This window comes from Trichocoleus sp. FACHB-90 (assembly GCF_014695505.1).
GTDB lineage: Bacteria > Cyanobacteriota > Cyanobacteriia > Cyanobacteriales > FACHB-T130 > Funiculus > Funiculus sociatus.
Map to the genome: position 1 here is coordinate 1 of NZ_JACJOK010000090.1, position 21,786 is coordinate 21,786.

28 protein-coding genes and 1 pseudogene are annotated in these 21,786 nt (G+C 47.5%); 14 read left to right on the forward strand and 15 right to left on the reverse strand.

All coding sequences use genetic code 11. The features are described from left to right. Together H6F74_RS26565 and H6F74_RS31230 are read right to left on the reverse strand one after the other, a co-directional pair. Positions 1-254: pseudogene (locus H6F74_RS26565) on the reverse strand (ParA family protein); the annotation flags it as partial. Further along, positions 251-433, reverse strand: a complete 183-nt coding sequence (locus H6F74_RS31230) for a hypothetical protein (protein ID WP_190445174.1) — start codon at positions 431-433, stop codon at positions 251-253. The pseudogene H6F74_RS26565 and the gene H6F74_RS31230, both read right to left, overlap by 4 nt. Between H6F74_RS31230 and H6F74_RS26575 the strand changes: the two genes are divergently transcribed. From H6F74_RS26575 to H6F74_RS26590, 4 genes are all read left to right on the forward strand, one after another. Then, a complete protein-coding gene (locus tag H6F74_RS26575) occupies positions 432-611 on the forward strand; it encodes a hypothetical protein (RefSeq protein WP_190445117.1) in 180 nt (59 codons plus the stop codon). The genes H6F74_RS31230 and H6F74_RS26575 overlap by 2 nt on opposite strands. A 300-nt stretch (positions 612-911) precedes the next feature. Next, positions 912-3,353 carry a zinc ribbon domain-containing protein gene (locus tag H6F74_RS29535; RefSeq protein WP_199301656.1) on the forward strand — a complete coding sequence of 814 codons (2,442 nt, stop codon included), beginning with the start codon at positions 912-914 and terminating at the stop codon, positions 3,351-3,353. Positions 3,354-3,852: 499 nt separating this feature from the next. After that, a complete protein-coding gene (locus H6F74_RS26585; protein WP_190445118.1) occupies positions 3,853-4,221 on the forward strand; it encodes a hypothetical protein in 369 nt (122 codons plus the stop codon). Between the two features lie 14 nt (positions 4,222-4,235). Next, complete coding sequence (locus tag H6F74_RS26590; RefSeq protein ID WP_190445119.1) at positions 4,236-4,427, forward strand: hypothetical protein; 192 nt, start codon at positions 4,236-4,238, stop codon at positions 4,425-4,427. A 180-nt stretch (positions 4,428-4,607) separates the two neighbouring features. Here the strand turns inward: H6F74_RS26590 and H6F74_RS26595 are convergent, their stop codons facing one another. The 8 genes from H6F74_RS26595 to H6F74_RS26625 all read right to left on the reverse strand — a co-directional run bounded on the left by H6F74_RS26595 (position 4,608) and on the right by H6F74_RS26625 (position 13,427). After that, the gene (locus H6F74_RS26595) at positions 4,608-8,126 is read right to left on the reverse strand and encodes a plasmid replication protein, CyRepA1 family (RefSeq protein ID WP_190445120.1); all 3,519 of its coding nucleotides are present in this window, start codon (positions 8,124-8,126) and stop codon (positions 4,608-4,610) included. Then, positions 8,126-9,682: a DEAD/DEAH box helicase family protein gene (locus H6F74_RS26600; protein ID WP_190445121.1), complete on the reverse strand. Its 1,557-nt coding sequence runs from the start codon at positions 9,680-9,682 to the stop codon at positions 8,126-8,128. Before H6F74_RS26600 ends, H6F74_RS26595 begins: the two co-directional genes overlap by 1 nt. Before the next feature lie 111 nt (positions 9,683-9,793). Continuing rightward, positions 9,794-9,991 (reverse strand): hypothetical protein, encoded by a 198-nt coding sequence (locus H6F74_RS26605; protein WP_190445122.1) that lies wholly within the window; start codon positions 9,989-9,991, stop codon positions 9,794-9,796. Between the two features lie 129 nt (positions 9,992-10,120). Further along, the gene (locus tag H6F74_RS30755) at positions 10,121-10,252 is read right to left on the reverse strand and encodes a hypothetical protein (RefSeq protein ID WP_277875871.1); all 132 of its coding nucleotides are present in this window, start codon (positions 10,250-10,252) and stop codon (positions 10,121-10,123) included. A gap of 85 nt (positions 10,253-10,337) precedes the next feature. Then, positions 10,338-11,459: a hypothetical protein gene (locus tag H6F74_RS26610; protein ID WP_190445123.1), complete on the reverse strand. Its 1,122-nt coding sequence runs from the start codon at positions 11,457-11,459 to the stop codon at positions 10,338-10,340. Between the two features lie 144 nt (positions 11,460-11,603). Beyond that, positions 11,604-12,209 carry a hypothetical protein gene (locus H6F74_RS26615; protein ID WP_190445124.1) on the reverse strand — a complete coding sequence of 202 codons (606 nt, stop codon included), beginning with the start codon at positions 12,207-12,209 and terminating at the stop codon, positions 11,604-11,606. 594 nt (positions 12,210-12,803) lie between these two features. Then, positions 12,804-13,109, reverse strand: a complete 306-nt coding sequence (locus H6F74_RS26620; RefSeq protein ID WP_190445125.1) for a fertility inhibition FinO-like protein — start codon at positions 13,107-13,109, stop codon at positions 12,804-12,806. 75 nt (positions 13,110-13,184) lie between these two features. Then, positions 13,185-13,427, reverse strand: coding sequence for a hypothetical protein (locus tag H6F74_RS26625; RefSeq protein ID WP_190445126.1), 243 nt, complete (start codon positions 13,425-13,427; stop codon positions 13,185-13,187). Between the two features lie 274 nt (positions 13,428-13,701). Between H6F74_RS26625 and H6F74_RS26630 the strand changes: the two genes are divergently transcribed. The 7 genes from H6F74_RS26630 (at position 13,702) to H6F74_RS26660 (ending at position 16,011) form a co-directional block, all read left to right on the forward strand. Next, complete coding sequence (locus H6F74_RS26630; protein ID WP_190445127.1) at positions 13,702-13,923, forward strand: hypothetical protein; 222 nt, start codon at positions 13,702-13,704, stop codon at positions 13,921-13,923. Positions 13,924-13,993: 70 nt separating this feature from the next. Next, entirely contained in the window at positions 13,994-14,509 is a 516-nt protein-coding gene (locus H6F74_RS26635) for a hypothetical protein (protein ID WP_190445128.1), read from the forward strand. A gap of 159 nt (positions 14,510-14,668) precedes the next feature. Further along, the gene (locus tag H6F74_RS26640; protein WP_190445129.1) at positions 14,669-14,989 is read left to right on the forward strand and encodes a hypothetical protein; all 321 of its coding nucleotides are present in this window, start codon (positions 14,669-14,671) and stop codon (positions 14,987-14,989) included. An 82-nt stretch (positions 14,990-15,071) separates the two neighbouring features. Beyond that, on the forward strand, positions 15,072-15,347 hold the full coding sequence (locus H6F74_RS26645; RefSeq protein WP_190445130.1) for a hypothetical protein: 276 nt from the start codon (positions 15,072-15,074) through the stop codon (positions 15,345-15,347). Positions 15,348-15,381: 34 nt separating this feature from the next. After that, positions 15,382-15,606, forward strand: coding sequence for a hypothetical protein (locus H6F74_RS26650; protein WP_190445131.1), 225 nt, complete (start codon positions 15,382-15,384; stop codon positions 15,604-15,606). A 25-nt stretch (positions 15,607-15,631) separates the two neighbouring features. After that, the gene (locus H6F74_RS26655) at positions 15,632-15,850 is read left to right on the forward strand and encodes a hypothetical protein (protein WP_190417024.1); all 219 of its coding nucleotides are present in this window, start codon (positions 15,632-15,634) and stop codon (positions 15,848-15,850) included. A gap of 17 nt (positions 15,851-15,867) precedes the next feature. After that, positions 15,868-16,011 (forward strand): hypothetical protein, encoded by a 144-nt coding sequence (locus tag H6F74_RS26660; protein ID WP_190445132.1) that lies wholly within the window; start codon positions 15,868-15,870, stop codon positions 16,009-16,011. 287 nt (positions 16,012-16,298) lie between these two features. Here H6F74_RS26660 and H6F74_RS26665 read toward each other — a convergent pair whose 3' ends face one another. The 5 genes from H6F74_RS26665 to H6F74_RS26685 all read right to left on the reverse strand — a co-directional run bounded on the left by H6F74_RS26665 (position 16,299) and on the right by H6F74_RS26685 (position 19,233). Next, a complete protein-coding gene (locus tag H6F74_RS26665) occupies positions 16,299-16,790 on the reverse strand; it encodes a hypothetical protein (protein ID WP_190445133.1) in 492 nt (163 codons plus the stop codon). A gap of 76 nt (positions 16,791-16,866) precedes the next feature. Beyond that, positions 16,867-17,430 (reverse strand): hypothetical protein, encoded by a 564-nt coding sequence (locus tag H6F74_RS26670; protein WP_190445134.1) that lies wholly within the window; start codon positions 17,428-17,430, stop codon positions 16,867-16,869. After that, positions 17,430-18,173, reverse strand: a complete 744-nt coding sequence (locus tag H6F74_RS26675) for a TIGR04255 family protein (RefSeq protein WP_190445135.1) — start codon at positions 18,171-18,173, stop codon at positions 17,430-17,432. The genes H6F74_RS26670 and H6F74_RS26675 overlap by 1 nt, the downstream gene beginning before the upstream one ends. Before the next feature lie 287 nt (positions 18,174-18,460). Beyond that, complete coding sequence (locus H6F74_RS26680) at positions 18,461-18,937, reverse strand: IS1 family transposase (protein ID WP_190445136.1); 477 nt, start codon at positions 18,935-18,937, stop codon at positions 18,461-18,463. Between the two features lie 8 nt (positions 18,938-18,945). Further along, positions 18,946-19,233 carry a hypothetical protein gene (locus H6F74_RS26685; protein WP_190445137.1) on the reverse strand — a complete coding sequence of 96 codons (288 nt, stop codon included), beginning with the start codon at positions 19,231-19,233 and terminating at the stop codon, positions 18,946-18,948. A 197-nt stretch (positions 19,234-19,430) separates the two neighbouring features. Here H6F74_RS26685 and H6F74_RS26690 point away from each other — a divergent pair, with 197 nt between their 5' ends. From H6F74_RS26690 to H6F74_RS26700, 3 genes are all read left to right on the forward strand, one after another. Further along, positions 19,431-19,883 (forward strand): hypothetical protein, encoded by a 453-nt coding sequence (locus H6F74_RS26690; protein WP_190445138.1) that lies wholly within the window; start codon positions 19,431-19,433, stop codon positions 19,881-19,883. Positions 19,884-19,996: 113 nt separating this feature from the next. Then, positions 19,997-20,953 carry a hypothetical protein gene (locus H6F74_RS26695; protein WP_206756357.1) on the forward strand — a complete coding sequence of 319 codons (957 nt, stop codon included), beginning with the start codon at positions 19,997-19,999 and terminating at the stop codon, positions 20,951-20,953. A 102-nt stretch (positions 20,954-21,055) separates the two neighbouring features. Next, positions 21,056-21,640: a hypothetical protein gene (locus H6F74_RS26700; protein ID WP_190445140.1), complete on the forward strand. Its 585-nt coding sequence runs from the start codon at positions 21,056-21,058 to the stop codon at positions 21,638-21,640. The last annotated feature ends 146 nt before the right edge of the window (positions 21,641-21,786 follow it).

Consider the following 21,786-nt stretch of genomic DNA (forward strand, 5'->3'; position numbering starts at 1 on the left):
TTAACGTCTCTACCCTTTAGTTCAAGCAGAAGATAAGGGTTGGCTTGAGTAGCTAAGAAAATATCTTCATTGGTATTACGACGAAGAGCATAATCAACTGGCCCACCATCCCCGGTATTGTACTGGGGAACACGTTCCATTATTTCAAAACCAAGCGCCTTCAAAAATTCTGATCCGAAAATTTGATCGACTATAGATTCTTGTGCATTTTCAGGGAGGTTCAGCAGCGCTTGACTAAGTGTTTGCTCATTCATAATTTAAGGATAAAGAAACGATTAACTGATAAGGCTCTGCTAAGGTTAACTTTTTTCGTTTTACGAGCAGCACCAGCGTTGTATAGATGCGCTCGTTGTAGCTGGGTTATGCCATTACACAAATCATTAAGACCATAAGGAGCAAATAACTGCCATTGTCCTCGATCACGCCACAGAATGCCTACAGATGTCGCCGTATGGGGTCAATCAGGGGAAAAACCAGCGTTCCTGCAACCATCTACTGACATTTACGTTGGTCAGCCGGAATACAAGCCTTTGCGCGCTCGCTACCCACAGCTTCATTCGCCAACGAAGCGATCGCCCAAGCCAGCGCCAAAAGTTACCCTGTCTGGCTAAGGGGGTAAGTCCATCGTCGGTAATCGTTAGTAAGTCGTAAATCAGAAATTTATCGCTGGTGATTGATGCCTAGTGATGCTATTGGGTGGCAATTGATGGTTACTTCGCTTCCGACGACAAGAGCGATCGCACTGAATTGATTATTCAGATGCTTCTGTAAACTCCACACCCCATCGGCTTAGCTTCACATTCAAGTCTAGTGGATTTGCGATTTACGGTAGCCTTTCAAAATTTCTATGATTCAGGACATCACGCATCATCTTATTCAGCGTTTTCCCAGTAGAGGCGATCGGTATCATCATGACTATCCGCGCACTCAAACTGAAGTTCACTCCAAGCAAGGCACTAAAAAAACAACTGGTGCTGATGTCCTGGGCTGCACGGGATTTAACCAATATTTTGGTTGCTCACGCTCGATATATTAGAGAACATAAAGGTCTGGCGTGTGAGGTAGTTCCTGCTCAAGGTGATAGCTGTACTCTTCAAACCTGGGATAGCGAAAGTAAAAAATGGATTGATGCCCCACGAGAGGGTAATGGTGTTCAACACGCGATTGTCCCTTGTATGGTGCCAATCACTCAAAAGCCTAAAAAAGGGGAACTCAATAAGGCTAAGCCACTAATTAAGCCACACGGGGAGACTGCCGAACAGCGTTGGAATAAAGGACTCGCATGGGAGATTCTTCAAGCCCTTTACTCTGGTAAAAGTTGTCTCTGGCCTCGCACCTATACTGATCGCATAATTCCCAAAGGGAAGTGCAAAGGTTTAACCGAAGTCGTAGAAGCTACAACTCAGCAGAAGAAAGATGCTGAGTATAGCCTGAGTTTTGAGTATGATGGAAAACCGCATACAGTAACCCTCAGTGCTAAAACGGTCGGGGTTATTACACGTAACTTTGATGGGAACTTCAAAAGTTTTTTTAGTAATCTCAGGCGCGGTGATCCAAATGCCAAGCCACCTTATAAAGAACGGAATTACGTTCCTATTGCCTTTAATAAGGATGAAATCCGCTGGGAGGGAGAAGGACTAAGACTCGGCTCGGTATCCCAGAACAAACGACACCAGGGAATTACTATCGCCTTCCCGGCATTGAAAAAGTTAAAGGGTCAACAGTTCCAAGATGCGAAAATTACCCGCTCCTTGAACGGTGAATACTGGCTGCATCTGACCCATGAAAACAATGTTGAAAAGAATCCCGAACTAACGGGAATTGGTGCCATCGATTTTGGGCAGAAGCGAGCCATCGTCATTGCTAACCAGAAGGGCGAAACGGCTACGATTTCTGGTAATAACATCTGCGCGGTTAAACGAGTCCGCGATCGCCGCCTAAGAGAAATTGGGCGTTTACGCAGTCGCACTTTACGAGGGCAGGCTCGTCAGTACCTTAGTAAGGATGAGCAAGACAAAGCGCTAGAAAAGAACCGCATCAAGCCGGGGTTTGGAGAGAAATACGTTCGGAGCTTGGTTGCTCAAAGACGACGGGACGGCAAAGACGGTCAAGGGCGAGACTTAGAAGCGATTGGGCAGAAACAACCAGGAATTCCTCTTAGGAAGCGATCTCGTCGGCAATTTAAAATACTCGAAGCATCCCGCAAACTCTCTGCACGATCGCGTCGCGCATTGGACTATGCCAACCATTGCGTCACTAGAGCTGCTGTGGATTGGGCAGTTGAAAACAAAATTGGCACCATCTACGTTGGTGAACTTGACAACATTCCCAAAGGCAGAAAAAAGGGAAATCGTCGGATGAAGCAGGTAAAGCGCAACAGCCTGTGGGAGTGGCCTACGCAGACGAAATATTTGGCGGATAAGCTCGTTGAAGCTGGCGGTATCGAGGTTAAGAAAGCCAGCGAGCGATTCACCTCTCAGAAATGTCCTCAATGTGGCACGCTCAATAAACCGAGCGGTCGCCGCTACCACTGCCGACCCAATAAGGGGGGATGCGGATGGAAAGGAGACAGAGACCAAGTAGGGGCAGTTAACTTCTTGAACACCTGCCTTGAACGGGATATAAGCGAACCGAGTAATTTAGTGCCGGGACGCAATTACATACTTCGCATTTCGCCAGCAGCGCGGAAGCGAAAGAACCCACGGACTGCCCCAGCAGGACGGAAAATCCGCTCTGGTTTACCAGAGCGTGTGGGGACGCCGATTGGTCGGCATGCTAGTGGGAGCAGACCCGCTAGCAGTTTTGAACCTGCGGAGGAAACAGCCAAAGGGCATCGCGTAAGCGATCGCAATGACGAGGATGGCTCTGATTTGCACGCCCCTAAAACTGTCCGTACATCCCGATGCGAGTCGGGAATTGGGATCTATTCTAAAAGCTTAGGTCTGATGCAGGTAAGTGCTGGTTCAGGGGACTGCGAAGAATTTCCCCCTGCTACATCTGGGATTGGTGACACCAGTAGCCAACCCTCAACCCTCAAGACTGGGGCAATAGAAGCTGATTCAGAAACAACTCAGTGCGCGAATGTGGAGGTGTTTTCAAGCAACACCGCCGAAGAACAACCCCAAACTAGCTCTCACAAAGAAAAGCGTAAGCCTATCACGAGTCAGAAGATTCACGCTAAGCCAAAAACTCTTACTCCGTCTGAGGTTGGCAATAATCGCGAACCACCCACAAGGAAAAAGGCTGAATCTAAAATCCGCGCAAGGACTAAATCCGCGCAATCGGAGTCTGCTATTCAGTTATCGCTTGACCTGTGGGGGACTGCCCCTGAAATCGATTCCTGGGACAGCTAAGGGTTGCAAGAGGTAAGTACAAACTGGAATGCGACCCAAAGACTGGGACTGAAATCGATTCCTGGGACAGCTAAGGGTTGCAAGACGCAAGCTGAGTACGGGGAGCGCTGGACGTTCACCCTGAAATCGATTCCTGAGACGGCTAAGGGTTGCAAGATTGTGGATCATAAACTCACTGCGCCTTATCCCGCCTGAAATCGATTCCTGAGACGGCTAAGGGTTGCAAGACAAGCTTCTGGGTTGTGTCGCAAAAAGTAGACCTGAAATCGATTTCAGCGACAGCCAAGGGTTGCAAGGCGCCCCTCCAGTCGGTTTACTTGCGGTTTACCCTGAAATCGATTCCTGGGACAGCTAAGGGTTGCAAGGGGGATATGCTCGCGATCGCATCTAGTATTCGTTCGCCTGAAATCGATTCCTGGGACAGCTAGGGGTGGTTGTTAAGGTGGGATTGTCTTTGGACAATCGGGAACACTAAACTGTACCCGTTGGTTCTTTGCCCATGTTTATCCCTAAATCTGGTCTAGCTCTGCTCCTCCTATTCTCTACGCTACTAGGAGTCACCAAGGCAACCGCTCAACCGATCGACGGAAACATTTGCCCTAGTGACTCCCAAATTTACCGCATGGCAAGAAGCCGGCATTTCCACCTGTACATCTGCTCCCAAAACAACCAACCTACTTACTATGTAGGCAATGCTACGAATGGCAGCAGCAGCATCACCCTCCCCCTGGCATCCGTGGAAAACGAAGTTTACATCGCAAAAAATCAAGGTCACTCTTATGTCTTGGATTTCGATCGCCAGCGATTAACCGTTGTGATGCCAGGTGGCAAACAAGTTACCCAATCCATCGAACAGGTTTACGACTAGATTGAGGCTAATTTTTGACTACTGGCGATCGCGCCTTTGAAGCCGCCCCAATCGATCGTTCAACGCCACCTTTTCAACGTCGTTCATGGGTTGATCAAAGTTTTATCGTTTTTAAAGGGCTGAAACCTTTTCCTGACAAAGGTTTCAGGCGTATTCGTTCAAAGTCCCCGTTTGTGGTCGGCGATCGCTCAACGACCTCACTTTAACGACGTTCATGGGGTTGCCAATGTTTTGTCGTTTTAAAGAGGCTAAAACCCTTACCAGGAAAGCTCTACAGGTGCATTCGTTCAAAGTTCTCGTTGGAGGTCAGCGATCGCTGTTGATTGGGCTAGTAAGAATCGCTTTCTTACTAGCGACTGAGAGCAAACGCGATCGCGTATCCAGCACTATGGGATCACGTCCACCCACTCGTACCAAGTTCCAATCTCTGAAAGGGCCACAAACCATCCGGAGGCCGTTTTTAGGAAGTTCCCAGAGTGAGTAGCTACCCAATCAGTCGCGCCCTGATCGAACCCCCTAATAGACCGCAGAACGCGCCCTACTAATGATTCAGCATCATCCGTCGCGTTCACCTCATCAGGTGCCAATGTCACCTGATTATCTGCATCTTGTGCCAGTGGTTGTGACAGTTGTTCAGGGGTAGCCAATGGTTGTGTATCAGGGGTGGTAATGGTTTCAGCCATTTCTGACTGGATCACCCCCCCCGTAGTCTCGTATATATAAGTAGAAGGGGGGGTGATCCAGTCAGCAGTAGATTGGCTAACCTGTACCTCCTCATCCTGCGCCACAACTTCAGAAATCTGGTGCTGGACATAAAGTTGGGCGTAGTGCCAGCTAGTTGCTTCAATCTGGCGGTACTTAAATCGCTTTTGCCCTTTTACTCTGGGTGCCAAGCGCTTTGAGATTTCAAGTCCCACTTGTTCCATTAGCAATTCAAACACCCAGCTACCCGTTGACTGCTTAGGGTCGGCGGGTATGCTCAGGTTAAGGGCATCTTTGACGTGAGGAGCATTATCCCTAGCCTTCTGAGCCATTGTCCAAAAGTCTTGGGGTGTCCATTCCTCATCCAGTTTTAAAAACTTGTCTAGCCCCAAATACTGGCGGCATTGGCGGCGACGGGTATGGATTCTTAAATCCTGTGGACAAACACCCCGACCATGTTCTTGTTGCCGTTGGGCTGCTTTCACGTCTTTAGCGATCGCCACCGATTCATCAGAAGCTAGTAAATAAAAATTGTCCAGTTTGGCTTTGTAACGCCCTCGGTCATCTTTAAGGCACATTGCCTGATAACCCGTGAGGACAGTTCCGTCTTCCAACTCATGCTGAATGGCATCAATCAGAGGTTGACCATAGTTTTTAAGCAACCAGGTTTTTTCAATGTCCAGCTTCTCCTGGGGTGTTAAAGGCTTGTTGGATTCTTCCAAAGCTTTTAACCGCTCATCGTTCAGGATGGTGGCATTAGCTACGGCTTGGGCGCGTGCCAGCTCAATCCGCTGCCAAGACTCTTTCAGCCCTGCCTTGGTATCGTCGCCGCACATAGCAGCAACAATAGTTACATCGTTGTTCTCTGCCCTTAACCGTTCCTCTAGCCGCCGCCGTAGGTCTTTCATTGAGGCGTTGCGGTAAGCCGAGAGCTTGCAGTATAGGTCAAAGTGCGGGGAGTCCCATTCATCGGTAATCGGGTTGTATCCTACCCCGAATCCTAGAATGTGTTTGCAATTGGCTTCATAGTTGCGCTGGTAATGGGCTTTTAAATCTTCAGGGAAGATTGAGCCATCTCCTACCATAATCAGCCCTTCCTCGGATGCCCAAACTATTCGCTCGACATCTTTGGGTCTGACTCTCCCTAATGCCTGAGCCGCGTCAGCATCGGTCAGAATGCCGTTAAAGACACCAAATACTTTTTGAAAGCGGTTATTTACAATGGAGATACCGCTAGTAACAGACGGACTACAGCACAACAATAATGTGTCTTTACTTGCCTGATTAATATTGTTCAAATAGTCAATAATGGCAGGATCGCCGGTGGTGTCCGAGTTGATTTCAACGATCTGATTTGCCCATTCAGGATGTACCCGCCGCACGTATTCAGCGATGGACTTACAGCCGCGCACTCCATTCTTACAATCATCAATTACAAAACTGGGTTCACCCGATTCTAGTGCGATGAGTAATTCGTCAACAACAGCGTCTGGCGTATCCGAATCCAAGAATGAAACCGGGTAGCCTTCAGGTTCATAATCGTTACGAATGACTCTTAGGGGTGTTCCTTCAGGTGCCAACTGTTCGAGGTAATCGCAAACTAAATCGCTGGCATCGGCATCCAATGCCAGCACCTTTCCGCCACCAGCGATAGTAGCCCCGATCATTGCTTCGAGTGCCGCCAAAAGCAACGGACGCTTCCCCCCCTTGTTACAGGTATCACCGAACAAATGTGTTAGCAGTTGTAGCGCTTCATCAGCAATCAACAGCCCGTTATTTTTAAGGTTTTTAGGGTTGAACAAATGGGCAGAATCTACGCAGAAACCAGCTTTTAATCCACCTGCACTACCTCCGCGAGTTAAGTCTGTATGCCAGGTAATCCCGATCCGTTCACACTCTGAGCGCCCAAGAGCTATACGACAAAATAAAGCATAAGCATTATCGTGCTGAGGTGTTATGGGCTTTAGGGATTCAGTTTTTGATGTCCCCTTCGCACTTTTCACCACGTAAACAGCGCCCCCTGGAAGGTCATCCAAGTTTAAATTCGGAGTGTTGACAACTCGCCACGGCACACGGGTAAGGGCAGTAAGTTTAACCCAGTTTGCTTCTTCAATTGCGCGTTGTTCTGCTTCTTTCTCTTCCTGCTTCTGTTGTTGTTCTTGAAGAAAAATGCCCCAAAGTTCTTCTGGGGTAATGAAAGCGATCGCGCTCGCATCTTCCAACTCGTCAATATCTGGTGAGTCCTTGGTTATTTGACCCCACCATGCGACTCTGACCTGATATCCCCAAGCGCGGCACAGCTCCCAGGTTTTCTGGTACTGTCCCATTACATGGGGGTTTTGCGCTGCTCCACCGTCTGGACATAAGGTAACTAATTTGGTTTCAAGCTCTGCCGATAACTCCTCAAGGTATTGCTTAAACTGCTCTTGTGAACTGGCAAAATTAGCACCAGACGCGCCAACAAATAGTTGGTTTAATTTCTGTGCGGCGATGAAAGGTTTGAGGTTTCCCTCACTCAAATTGATGCTAGTGCAGTCGATGCCCTCTTTACTAATTGGACGGGCGCAGGTGATGGGCAACTCCCCGTTTTGAAGGTGAACGGTCTTTTCTTTGAAGCTGGGCCATCGATACTTCCCCTGATCTTGCGGGTCATCCAGACGGTTCTGCCAGCCGATGATTCGGTTCTTGGTATCCCAAATCGGGCAAAGGATAGACCGCGATGCAACAGCAATGTAATGTCCTTGGAAGTCCAGTCCAAATAATCTAGGACTTCCTTCCACGCCCTGCCCAGGTTTAATGGTGCGGAACATCCCAGAGTCGATTTGGGCATCGCTTAACCCCCTGTCCCTGAGATTCTGGCGCTGGTCGTCGTGTAAGTAAAGTTGTTTGAGAAGATGACGGGTGAGGCGATCGCGCTCCTCAATAGATAGCTGCTGTTGATTGCGCCGTGCCTGTTCTTCTTCCCGCTGCCGTCGCTTCTCTTCCTTCCTTTCCTGCTGGGCTTGCCAATCGGGATGAGTTTCCCCATTGGATTCGGCCCACATGAAAAAGCCGTGAGCGTCTTCCCCAACAAGTCGGTAGTCAACAGGTGACGCTTCGGAATCTCGGCAATGAATTAGGTCGTTAGTTGTGTTACGTCGGCAATCTCGACGAGCGCCGTTGCAGATTGGACAATCTTGTTTGAGGGGTTTAAAGGAGGCCATTATGCTTCACCTCCTTCAAAACCAAACTCAAACCGCCACTGACGCTCAGCCCAAGTTCTAGTTTTTCCCTTGTTTCGAGCGATCGCTACCAGGTGATTCCAGTAAGTCAATCTATTGTCATCAGTGGGGTTATCCCCAAAGATTGCTGCCCGTCGCCAGTCATCCGGAGGGTAAAACTGGTATTCTTCCTTGAATCGGCAGCTTGCCCACTCTGGAGCGTAATGGCGCTGAAATCCTACCTTAATTTGCTCTCGGAAGAAGTGAAATTTGGGTTTGTCTTCCTTCCGCAGTAACCGTTCTAGTTTCTGGGTTGGTGCTACCTTCTCAGGAGCTGGAAATTCATATCCACAGCTTGGACAACGCATCACACTAATGTGCAGCAGTGCCTCGCAGTCAGGGCAGTCTTTGACGGGAACCTCCCCTTTTTCTGCATCGCCGCCCTGTGTCAAGCTGATGTGTCGCAGGTCTTCTACAAACCCAAAGCGCTTAACGTTACCAGCTTGGTCTAGTACGACGCAATCCGTCTTTTCAGACTCTGGATGAATCCGCAATCCTCTACCGATTTGCTGGAAGTACAGCGCCTTCGATTTGGTTGGACGGCACAGTAAGACAGCTGACACGCTAGGCACGTCGAAGCCTTCCTGTAGTGCTTGGCAGCTGGTTACAACCAACGTCTTACCCGTCGCTAGTCGATCGTAGATTGGTTGCCTCTGCTTGCTGGTCATCGTGCCGTCAACGTGTTCCGCTGATATCCCGGCACGAAGGAAAGCGTCACGGGTGTGCTTTGAATGGGGGATGTTAACGGCAAAGACGATCGTTCTACGTCCTTGGCAGAGCCTGAGCCATTCCTTGACGATGCGTTCGACAACCTGAGATGTGTCGCAGGCGATCGCTAAATCAGATTCGGAAAAATCTCCACCAACTGTGCGAACTCCTTTGAGGTCTGCCCCTGGAATTCCGTAATAGGCAGGTTTCACCAGGAAGCCCATGTCCATCAGTTCGCAAGGCATGGGAGCTGTCACTAGAGCCTCAAAGATATCGCCCATTCCCTGATGCTTGGAAAGTCGCCAAGGCGTTGCTGTCAGACCGATATATAAAGCGCTGGAACACCATTCACTCATCATCTGACGGACGATATTAGCCCATCCTGTCTTGTGGCATTCATCGAGCAACACAACATCTGGCGGGATTTGGTTTTCCAGTCCACGCCGTGCCAGAGTTTGAGCGCTGATAATTTGTACCAACGCTTCTGGTTTCTCTGACCATCCAGCTTTGACAAAGCCGCACTCTAAATCAAACTTCTTAAACTTGTCCCAGGTCTGGGCAATCAAAATGTCTAGGTCAACAACGAACCAGACTCGCTTCCCGCGACTCGCTGCATCTGCAACAATCTGCGCGGCAAGAATGGTTTTCCCAGCCCCGGTAGGAGCGAAAGTTAAAATCTTTCTCTTGCCGCTGCGGATCAGGCTGTAAAGGTTCTGCTTGACTTGCAGTTGATAATCCCGCAGTTCTGGCGGCTTGAGTTCTACAAGGTGTAGGGAAGTTTGCTGTGTCATACCCTGCACCTCCGATGTAATTGGTGTGCAAGATTCAGGCAGAAAAGTTGTGTTTCTTCACCCAGAAAGCCTAAGTTCTCTATTTGTTCTAAGCAATCTGTGAGGCGTTGTTCAGCGATCGCTTCCTGAAGTTGCTGCTGTCTTGATGTCTTGGCGCTGTCTTGGCACTGCGATCCCTTGGATGGAGAGTGAGGCGATCGCGCTGGAAGACTGGAAATGCCTAGATTGTCCCCGGCATTTAGGGTAGAATTGATACTTATAGAGTTCATTGATGGGTTGTCCCTTTGTGGTGATTGGGGCAACCCTCATCTATTTTTCCTTTGTTAAAAAGCTTGTAAAGTAGAAAATACGTAATGTGTCTAGTGACAAAAGGCAGGCGATCTGGATTGGGGGCTACAAGCTTTTACCGGGTCAATAGCTGAAGGTCGCTAGATTTTCTTATGCAGCAGGTTTGCTCGCTTTGGCAGCATCACGCGCCTTCTGCCGTCGTTGCCTGCGAGGGGCAAGGCGATCGCGTTTAGGCGGCGGGGAACTGGTACTGAGATTAACCATGAGATTTAGAAAGCTCATACTTTTAAGTCGTTTTTTGACTGCTAAGACTATGAAAACATAGCGATTTAGGTGCTTTTTCGCTATTCCAGCAAAAGGCTATTATTTAATATTTCTTTACATTGCGACTGCCAGGAGGGCGTCCTCTAGAGCGGGGCTGAGTTGATTTGGTATTGAGCTTCTGCCCCTTTCGAGTTGCTATAAGCTGCTGGTCGGATGTAAGTGACAAAATCACATGCTCTTTCTTATGTCCGACTATTCCGTTGTAGTGAGACATGGCGTCTAAATAACGTTTGTAGTAATGCTCTAAAGTTTTAGTGTCGCCCTCATTTTCCCAAATGACCTTAACAATGTCTTGCAGTATTAAATCCTCAATAAACAGTCTCCAGTCCTTCCCTTCTTCCTGTAAGTCATCAATTGTTACTATCTCGTCATAGGTTCCCTTTTTTGAAGCTTGCCTTAGTCGTCTTATGTTATTAGTTTGGTTCGTTCTATGCTGATCCTTAGATAAATTGCCTGTGATAAAAGCCTTGTGCAAACAATTAGAGTATTCCATGCAAAACCATAGATGTTCGGAGCTTCCTGCTCTTTGTGCAAGCTCTGACCACGGATAAACCTGACGGGCAAACTCGTACCTTGCTAGTGATAAATCAGCATAAGGAAGACCATATATTAAATCTGTTGTGTATAGAAGTTCTCGTAACTTATCTCTCTTAGAACTATTTTTTATCATTGGTAGGCTATATCTCAGCCATAGCATGAGCATGGTGTAATGCCCGTTCACCATATCGATCAATTGCTTGGCACTATTACAATTTTCAAGATGGGGAGCTAGAGCTGGAGGCCAGAAGCTCATTTCTCTTGTAAATTCCCACATCCCCCAAAAAATTGGATTCTCACTAGGACAATAAATCGCTGAATTAGGAATGAAGCGCCATTCATTGGGATCGTCGTTCAGAATCCAATTAAAATTTCTTTTATTAAAGTTGTGAATACTGATAGAAGATTTTGTGTTTTGCTCTTGTGTGTTCTCAATTATAATGTAGCGTTCTTCACCACTGCTTAAATCAAAAGTAATATTTCCGAAACGTTGTGCTGCTGCAATCTTCTTTTGAATATTAGTTGCAACTAATGAAGCGCTACTTGTTTCAATTTCAGATAAAATCGTCTCTGCATCATTTCCCTCAGACCCAATCAAAAAATTTGGATCTTCCCAATTAATACCCATCGCCTCGATCCTCATTAGTTATAGCTGTATGAGTGCCATTCCTTGTCGTGTCGTTATCCTAGTAGGCACCCTCAAACAATAAAATAATTTACTTAGCGGCTCTAAGCAAGGTGCAGATGAGATAGTATTTGCCGCTTACTATCCTTAAATGCGGTTACTCCAGCCATTCAATATTTGTGGTTGACTCACAGAATTTGCTCCCCTAGGCATATCTTTGTACATCTGGGACATCATCTCGCTACGAGCTTCTTCGTCAAGTTTTCGCTGACCTACGATTACTCCTTTTCCATCCTTAAATCTAAAAATCCCCCGCTCGTACTGACTGCGAAGATCCTCTAGTAACTTGCTACCAGGATGAAGTTTTTCCCAGGTGGGTGTGTGCTTTTTGGCTAGGTTTCTAAAGTTAGCAAGCGCTTGGTGGTATGCCTCTTGTGCTGCTAGGACTCCCTCAGCTGCTTCTTGCATCTCATCGGCAATGGGTTTGCATTCCTGCTCTAGCGACGCTGTAAATTCTTCTTTCCTCTGTGCATACTGCCTTTTAAGATTTTCTAGCGATCGTTTAGCAATCGCTAGTTTTTGTCCGCGCTCTTCCGGCTCAGTGGTAAGGACAAGCTCGGTCTTAAGAAGGCTTAGGAACGAGTTGTCATTAGGGTGCGCCTCGCCTTTCAAGGGGTTTTCAATGAGGCTAAGTGCTTCCTCTAATTGATTGATTTCTTTTTCAAGTGCTTGTAGCTCTTGTTGTAAATCCATCTGAATATCCTCTAAGGTACTTTTCGCATACTACTACATGGCAATTTGACAACTTTTTTCAAATGCTTTTAAATATTTATGGTGGTTTCACTTATTCCATTTCTCGTTTTGATGCAGTGAAAAAATGAAGACTGGGAGGCTTGTCCGGTAAAGGTTTCGCTCTTTTTAACGCGATTCAGAAATGCTATACCTTGCCTCTTAATACCTTACTTTTTCCCCATTTTTTTCACATCTTTTCCACAAATTTATACACTTTTTTCCACAGGATTGTGGAAAAGATTATTCAACTCTGAAGTCAGCACCTAAAAGGAAACCTCTCGTTGAATTAGCCATAGGTTTTAGTATGTAAGCCTCAACAATCATTACGATCGCTCCTCATCCAATAATCATTACGATCGCTCCTCATCATCGCCATCCGACCCCTCTAGAATCTGCGCGATCGCCTCAATAACATCTAGCCAATACTCGAAAGGTTCGCCTTCCGACGTTGCCAATCAGCACGGTTTTGGCAGTAGCCCTGCATGGCTGCAAGTACGGCGGAAACCCCGACATCGTGGCAAAGTTGGTTGATTTCTTGGTAGGTGCTATCGCTCCTCATTCTGCCACTGCTGCTTCTTTCGGCTCCTTTGGCTTCTTTTCAAAAACTTGGATGGCTGGCTCGCTCAACACAAAGCCTTGCCCTGTAGCTTCGCCCATCTTCCCAGCGATCGCCGCAACCCACATCGGATAGTCAGTTTGCGCCTGTTCTAGCTTCTTAAAAACTTTGGGCTTTACAGTTACGCTGACAATCCGCCCATCGCAGTCAATCTCGAAAGACTTCCAACCATTCTCAACAGTCTTCACGTCGGATGGAAACTCCGAAATCTTTATGGTTAATTCAAGCTTTCCCTGAGTTGCCATAAACAGTGATAACTCCTATATAAATGTGATGCGTATACTTTAGCTGCCAGTCCTTTGAGGCGCGATCGCCTTCCATCATTTCTCCTGGCTTGACTTGCGTTTGCTTTTAGCCTTCTCAGCAGCAACCCTTTCCCCCTCGTCAAGCCAATAAGCTATTGCATTCTCCAGTGCTTCACTCTGAGTAATTTCTTGAGTAGCGCAGGCGATTTTAAGGCGAAGCGCCAAGTCTTTTGGGATGTACCCACTTACTTGCGAATAGTTGGCGTCGTCACGTTTAGTTACCAAGGGTTTCAGTTCTTCTAGATTTCCTGAATTCATTGTCTCACACGCCTTTGATATAACAAATTTGCAAGAATTCCTAAAGCCATACTTGCATTATTGCATGAATTCGTGTTAGCTTGCTGAGCATAGACGCATCACGGCACTAAAGGCACCGAGTGCGGTTGTAAGCAGCGATCGCCCTTGCGTCTGAATATGAGTGCTTCATGCTCAACACACCAAATTTTCGGCTCATTACACAAGGAATCAAAACAATGGTTGCCCCTAACTTTTCGCAGTTAACCAGATTCTACGGAATGGCAGTGAAGTAAAAATGTCAACACAAACCCGTATAGTTTTGTCAGCAGAAGTCAAGCCAATTGTTGACGAAATAAAACAAGTTACCAGTGCAAGTTCCACCAGTGAAGTTGTTAGCCTCATGCTGACCCGCTACGGAAAACATTTCATTACGTGGTGGCTGTCTAACCCACATCAGAACGAGCTAGCTGCTGCTCCAGTTCTGCCAGATGAGTTTGTAGTTCTACAGACCGAATAAGTCCAAGGTAACGGGATCGATCATCAGAGTTGTGCATCTTTTTGACCAATACAACTAGGTTTCAAAAAAGATGTACGCAGATAACACGCCAAAACGATTGCTAATCCCTTCAGGGAAAGAAATTGTTGATACTAGATTGCCGAAACACCCAATACCCGAAGGTGTTAAAGCACCGAAGTATGGACTGATGCAAGAGGTTCTTTACCACTGGCAGAGCGAGGAAGACACCTTTACGGACGAAGCCCGGATTATCGGCATTATGTTTCAACCGCAAATAATCGAGCTAATTCCGATAGGCCAGTGGATGTACCTCATTGAGTACGAAGAAAACGGAATACTAACCCAAACCTTCGCACAAGAAAGCCGAATCTATCACCGCAAACCTCTTTTCAGCCTCTGGCAGCAAGTCAGATTCTACGAGCGCACTGCTACCGTCATCGGTTTTATTTTTGGCGGCAATCCGCATCATGTTCCCGACATCGGTAATGAATGGGGTTGGGTTTTTTTAATCGAATACGAAGGAGGGTCTGGCGAAAAAATCCAGCAATTTGCCCACGAAGACGAGTTGTATTCCGCGTCCAGCTAATTAAAAGTTTCGCACGACGCGACGACGCGACAAGCATGACAGCGTTACGCGACAGAAATTAAGCGACAACGCGACAAGTTAGTAACCAGCGGTCAAAGCCTCAGAAACTAACGCCGCTGGTTACTGGCTCACAGAACCAAAGCAATGGAGCATCTTTTCATGATGACATCAACAAAACAATTAATCGAAGCTGTACAGCGTGCCGAAGTCCTGCACCCCCTCGCCTTGGAAGCTTTTGGCTTGAAGATTGACGCGATCGCTGATGCGGTTGGAGTAGAAGTTGAAACTCTGCGGCAGTATCGAGCTGGCAAAAATTCTCGTCGTCGCCGTCAGCCAGGAAGAAGCACTCAGATGTTGGCAGCGCAGAAGGCAAAGGAGTTAGCGGCTATCTCCACAACACTGAAACATCCGCACTTCCTCGTTCGGTATCTCGCTAACCCATCAGGTCTGAGCCGTACAAATGGCTACACCGAGCAGTGACCGAGCAGTGATCGAGCAATAAAGGAATTGAATCATGGGCGCGATCGCGCTCCCCCCTTATTACCAAACAGGAGACAACCTAATGTTACTTGCTCCAGAATGCCTAGAACTACACCCAGTGACCGTAAAAGAGGCTTTTGAATGGGATGATACTACCACCGCTTACCACCTTGGCATTACCGAGCGTGCCATGCGTTCTTACCAGTTCCGCCCCACTTCCAAGAGCCGTCGCAACCCTGACAGCGATCGCCTGCAACTAACCTGGGAACGCACCGAGAAACTGTTGCGCCAGGGTGCTGTTCCCAAAAAACCTGAGCTACTGCCTCCAGAACTCAGGCAGCTTATGGGGCAGCAATAGAAGTAATAACAAAACGTAAGCGCAGGAATACGACATGACAACGGATGTAATTGAGGTTGTCAACAACTTGGGCTGGGAATACGGCGTGGGGCGAAACAGTGCCATCATTTACGCTCCCAGCCGACAAGAAGCTGACAAGTTCCTCGACCAGTCGGTAGAACAACTGGAAAAAGCTGCTACACGCCTGCAAGGAAAAATCAAAATCGCATGGCAGGGGTGCCGTCGCCCTTACACGATTAGCGCGTCAACAGAGCATTAAATGCAAATAGAAGGGAGAAGATATTATGCACCCACGTGACCTACGGGCAAAATACAACCTAAGCATCAGTAAACTAGCGTTCTTCCTGTGCCGCGACCATCGCACAGTCGAGCGTTATTGCAGTTATGCCGATCCGATTGACCTCCCTGAAATGGTGCTGGGATATTGTTGGCTTCTCGATAATTGGTTCAGTCAGCAAGGCAAGGTAGCCCCGCCCCCATTTTTATTCGACCCGACGTTTTGACGGAGGAAACAATTGAAATGCGTACCCGCATCGATCGATGCGGGTTATTTTTTGGCTTATATCCGGAAGTTACCGAACCTTACCGGATTGCGCTAACCTCCGGTAACTTCCGGTGTCTAACATTGAACACACCCCCAGCCAGGGGGTGTGTCGAACATTGAACACTTAAACTGTCGCTGAACCGTTGAACCGCCACTCTGAACCGCTGAACCAACCAACTGGCGAAGCTTTCGGAGCTTTAGGCAACGGTTCATGAACCAGTTCAGTTCGCGGTTCACACCCCTAACTTGACTTATAAGATGGTTTTAGAACTGGTTCATGAACCTGAACCGCCAAATTAAACGCAAGTTATTGAGCATCTAAGGGTAGGTAGTCCGTTGCTGGTTCCTTGTGTGATTCTGTATAAATCAGATAATCGTCTCTTGGTGCGCTTCGAGTTGCGATTGCCTTAGGGAAGAGACAAAAGATGGTGATCCTTGGAAGCAAGCTCCGCTAGCTGTGAACGCAAAGATTTGCGTAAGTTCTTTGCTTCCCCGTTAGTTAGTCCCTTCGGTGCGGATTTTTCATCTAGCCCAGTAATACCAGCATGACCTTCTGCTCCTGGGCGCTGATCCTTGATATTCCTGATCGAGTCTTCAAATAAATGTACCCACAAAACATCTAACAAAGTTTTATATTCTACATTGTTAACCATAACTGCAAGCATACGGATTTCATCGACTCTCAATCTAAGCACTAGCTTTCGCTCTGAGTTGGGCGAGTTTTCTTGAAGAAATCTGTATGCTTGCGCTGGCGTTGTACAGGATTCAACCCAGACACTTAGATGAGGGGGAGTTGAGTTTTTGTCACCTGTAGATAACAGAAACTCATCCGTCATCTGGATTGCCGAAATAGTCCCTTTCCCCAAATAATCTTTTGGCGGACGAGCTAATCGAAGCACGAGACAGTTATTCGGAACTGGATATAGATTGGAGCTACTAATAATCAAACTGTCCAGTAATCTACCAGGTAAAAATTCAGGTGAAAATTGAGGCTTTGGCAAAAATGTCGGTAGAGAACTCCTTCTCAAGAGTAGTATCTTCTCCCCAGAGTTCGCTACTATTCCTGTTGCGGTAGAAAAACTCTACTTCTGAGTTACCAAAAATTTCGCACTCAAAATAATGTTCGCCTCTAGACCAGGTGTACATAAAATTATCACTTTTTCCAGGGCAAGCATCTGGCACTTCCAAACAGAGGCTTTGCTTGAGAAAATGCTTTCTCAGTTTTTCCCAAACTTGCCAAGCAGTATTAATAACCGACACTGTAAACTCAGCCTCTTCTGTGGCTCTTGCTTCCAATCGCAGTGAATCAAGATAGTGCTGAAGCTCCTCCTGACGTTCCTCCTGATGTTTTTGAATGTTCCACTCTAAAGATTGTAGTAGCCGCTTAATAGGCTCATCTTGAGTAACTTTTGGATTTACTTTAATTAGTTTTTTAACAAGTGCTTGTCCCTCAATGCCAAAAGGTTCTGAAGGCATTAAGTCTTGCCAAAAAGAGTGAGGCGAAACTGCATTAGGATTTAGTGGAGAATATGTAGCCATTATTTAAGCAGCCTCCTAGTGTTGTCAGTTATACAAGCTTCAAATATTTCGTTCTTACGAACACGCAACTGCTCTAAAAATTTCCAATATTCATCTTCATTCGCCGATAATTCAACATAAGCAGACAAATTAATGTCTAGAACTACAGAGACTACATCATCTCTTTGTACTGGAATTATTGCCTCATTTAGTACAAGCATCCCATTCAAGTCCTTCTGAGGGATTTTTACTTGCATAAAGTAATCACTCAGCCCCTGGGGAAGGTCTGGAGAAATTTCTGGTACTGTCCTTAAATAATCTTTGAAGTCATTCACAGGAAGCGGCAAGTCCAACTTATTAATGTATCGGACTGCTACTCGACTGATAATTTTAGGATTAACAGATCCCTGATAAATATTCCAAAGGCGTCGAGCCTCATCCCGGAACGTCTCCCATCCCTCGTATGGGGCAAGTCGATGGAAACTAAACCCGTCTAAGCGAGCTTGAAACATCTGCTTGCGATCTTTGCTCCAGAAGCGATAACCAATGCAAGATTGACTGGCTGTAGCCTCTAAACTGTCACCCTCGCCTTGCTGGACTCCTGCTTCCAGGCTCATCATTTGTTCGCAAAGCGGATATTCCGACTCTACGCTACGCTGGATATCTTCCAAGGTTGATAATGCTACCTCAGAAGAAATCTTAGCCTGTAGCTCGATAATAGCTTCGGTAATTGACGGTTTTGTGTAGGGACTTAGTGGCTGCATATCATTATCCTAGTCTTCTGTACCCATCAAAACAACGTCTTTTTGTATTGGAAGTGGGGATCGTCTCCCCTAACCTCAGATTGTTCTTTTCACCAGAATCGCCACTAACAATCCGGTCATCAGCTAACTAATTGCCGCCTCGACAAGTACCAGAACCTTTGTGAAAACAGAACCAGGCTAAAGATTAGACGAGAGGGAGGCGAAGGTTTTGAATGTGAAGATACCTGACTAATATCTTATGACTTAAGCAACAGAGTACCTCTTGACCATCCTTGCAACAAACTGTTTTACAAGGACGAGGGAGCGATCGCTACTGACCAACCCTCGTTACAACTGGTGCAAAGCCATTTCTGCTTTCGGGTGCCGTCCTTGTTTTTACGGATGCCCTTATTCCGAATTCCCTCAACTTTTCCACATTTGGGGCAGTGGCGCTTGTCCGTTACTTCACCCGGATCACTTGCTTCAACCTGGAGCGGAATTGTGGTAGAGAAGGCGATCGCTTCTTGGTCTGAAATCTCGCTTTCAGAAGCCGCTTGGGTTTCAGATTCCAGGTTGAAAAGTTTGAGCCGAGCCGCGTCTAGCCTGCGCTGGATATCTTCCTTCTCTGCCTTAACATCAACTAACTCCTTCCTAACCTCGGTAAGCTTAACCCGCAGTTCTTGATTGCACTCTTCCAAGTCCTGAATTTTGGCATTCCGTTCAATGACTGCCTGCGTTCCTGTACTTTGCCTGAGTGCTTCATTCTCGCTTTTGAGTCGTTCCACCTCGTCACTTAAGCCGCCCTCCTCAACTTTCCCCGCAGCTCTGCCCTCAACTCAGCTAGTTCTTGGCGGATAGGCGCGATCGCTTCAGTAACTTTCTCATCTATACGCGATTCTAGATTGTCTAGTTGTGCTGGGAACGCTGCTGTAGGTGCATCCCCAGCCTCCACATAGTTTTGTACAAAATCGGTAAGCGCATCTGATGCGGTTTTACCGTTGCGCCGTGCCTGCGATTTAAACTCCTCCCAAAGGTCAGGTTCTATCCGGAAGGTTGCTAGCTGGGTCTTAGTGTCGCTCATGTCTATATCCTATAGCTGATGTATATACACTATAGCTTTAATCTAGCCAATCTATACTTCACAGAATCTTTATCTATATTTGTCTAGATTGTATTGACATCTTGAGATAGATTGTCTATATTAATGTATAGATAGGAGAGAGGCAAACGCTACACGCCAATCCCTGAAAACACCGCTACAGAATAGGAGACAAGACAATGTTGAATCAAATTAAGGACATCGCGCTCGGTATAGGTTACGGACTCTTTCTAACCTTCGTTGCATCCAACGAGCGACGGGAGGCAGCGCTGGCAAGAGTACGCGCTCCACAACAGCCAGAATATACGCCGGAGTCACGGATACAGACAGAAGAGGCGGCGGAAGTTCCCGACCCCTGGATGCTGCCAGCAGATAAAGCGCCTATCGCAGCACCACAGCAGCCCAAAGCGATCGCGCCCTTGCTTCTACTACCAGCTGCGCCAGAACAACCCGAATCCGCCGTCACAGAACAGCCAAAAGTTGAAATTAACCTCAACGCCCTTGATTCAGGTACACTCCGCAAACTCTGCACCCAGTACGGCATCGCGTGGAGAAATGTCAGAGGACAGGGACGACACCTCACAAAAGGAGCAATGGTATTCCAACTAGAACGAGTAGCCACAGCCGCCTAGACCGCAGCGACCTGGAGGAAGTCCCAAAAAGCCTCGCGTCAAATCAAAAGGCGATCGCCTGCGTCAGAAACAACGCGATCGCCCCAATCACCCCAACAAAGGTAATTACCCTCATGCTATTTCAATCTGACATCCAAAACCTAGAATCTGAGATCGCCAACCTTCAGGCAGTTATTGCCGCCCGTCAATCTCGCATCGACCAACTGAGCCAAGCTGAAACCGTCGCAGATGGAGCAATTCAGTCCTTACAGGATGCCGTCGCCAAGGTTGCGGAGCTGGCACCGGACGCGATCGCGCTGCTAAAGTCCGCAGTCTTGGGATTGTTCAGCAACGACGGCGAAGGGGGGAATAACGAGCCACAGCCAGAACCAGAACCCAATGATGGCAGCGGCAACGATAGCCCAGAAACCTTTGACGATTTTGGCGGCGATAACGATAGCCCAGCAGATGATACAGACGGCGGCGACATCCCAACCGATGATGCTGAGCGCGATCGCATCCCACCTGGGAGTCTCGTTGAGATCGAGAATCCAGCGACAGGCGAGAAAATTTCCTGGGTTACACCTGCCTCGGCACCTATCGAAATCGACCAACCCAGCCAAAGCTACATCCATAAAGTCAAGGAACGGTTCAGGACAACTCTCGGCTACCAGCACATCTCAGTCGCAGCGCTAACACCTCACTTTGTCAAAGCTGCCCTTCGTAACCGTACTGAGGACTTCATGAGTGCGGTCAACCTAGAAAGGACAGGTAAACAATTCTGGATTGCGGTCGATAGTTGGTTGCAGGATTTTGAATCGCATCGTGCTGTACAACCTGGTTTTACCTTCTCGGAGACTCCTGAATCCTCCGCACTAACCCCCGAATTTTTGGTTTACGAGGGTAGTGTCTGCATCGGCAAAATCAGGGAGAGTTTGACGCTGGGAGGTTGGATACATAAAGACCGCAGTCTTCAACACCCATTCAAATGCCGGGAGGATGCTGCTGCGGACTTGCTTGCTCGGTACGAGAAACAGCAGGCAACGCTGCACAGGTCGCACAACGAAGTTCTAGCAGCGCACGGCTTCTAGTCTGCATTCCGAGGGGTATGAAGCAAATCCATACCCCTCGGAATGGATTGGTCATAAACAAATTATGACCAATCCATTCCCTATTACCTGTAACCCAATCCAATGAACATCGAACAAGCGCTTAAAACGCTGGAACTGGCTACACCATTCACTTTGCACGAGTTGAAAGCCGCCTACCGTCAAGCAGTAAAACGCACCCATCCCGACCTCGGCGGCTCCAGCGCGGCATTTGTCCAAGTGGACAGGGCTTATGACTTCTTACAACAGAGGGCGACCGACGACAAAACCGAACTAGGGAGCAGTCGTTGGTCGGAATACTACAGAGAATGTCTGCCCAAATGGGAGAAGGAATTTAGGCAGCAATGGCGGAAGGCGTACAAGCAAAACTTGGGGTTGGCTTATTCAACTGTCATTGAGCGCTTCGCCCGTGCCTACATCCGCCCCAAAAGTGAATGGTTTCTTGGAGCGCTGTTTGCCAGGGCATCGCTACAGGAGAAGGAAAAGTATCGGGCGCACCTACTAGCAATCGCTCCTAATCGCCAGTTCGCTGAAGTCTGGGCACTCAAATACTACCGGCTGGAATTTGGCGAGGATAGCCCCTGGATCTTCTACTTGTCCGGAAGCGTAGCGCGGGACAGGGAAGGCGATCGGATTCTCTCTGAAAACTCTGTAAAAACTCCCCAATAAACCTGTAACGGGTATAAAGCTTCTAAATCCAGAGGTTTTAATACCCAGTCACAGTCGCCCACGAATAGAGATCGCTTTCTCTATTTAAAATAGATTGTTAAACCTGTAACAGGTATAATGTAGGTATGCTAAAGCTTTCAACCACA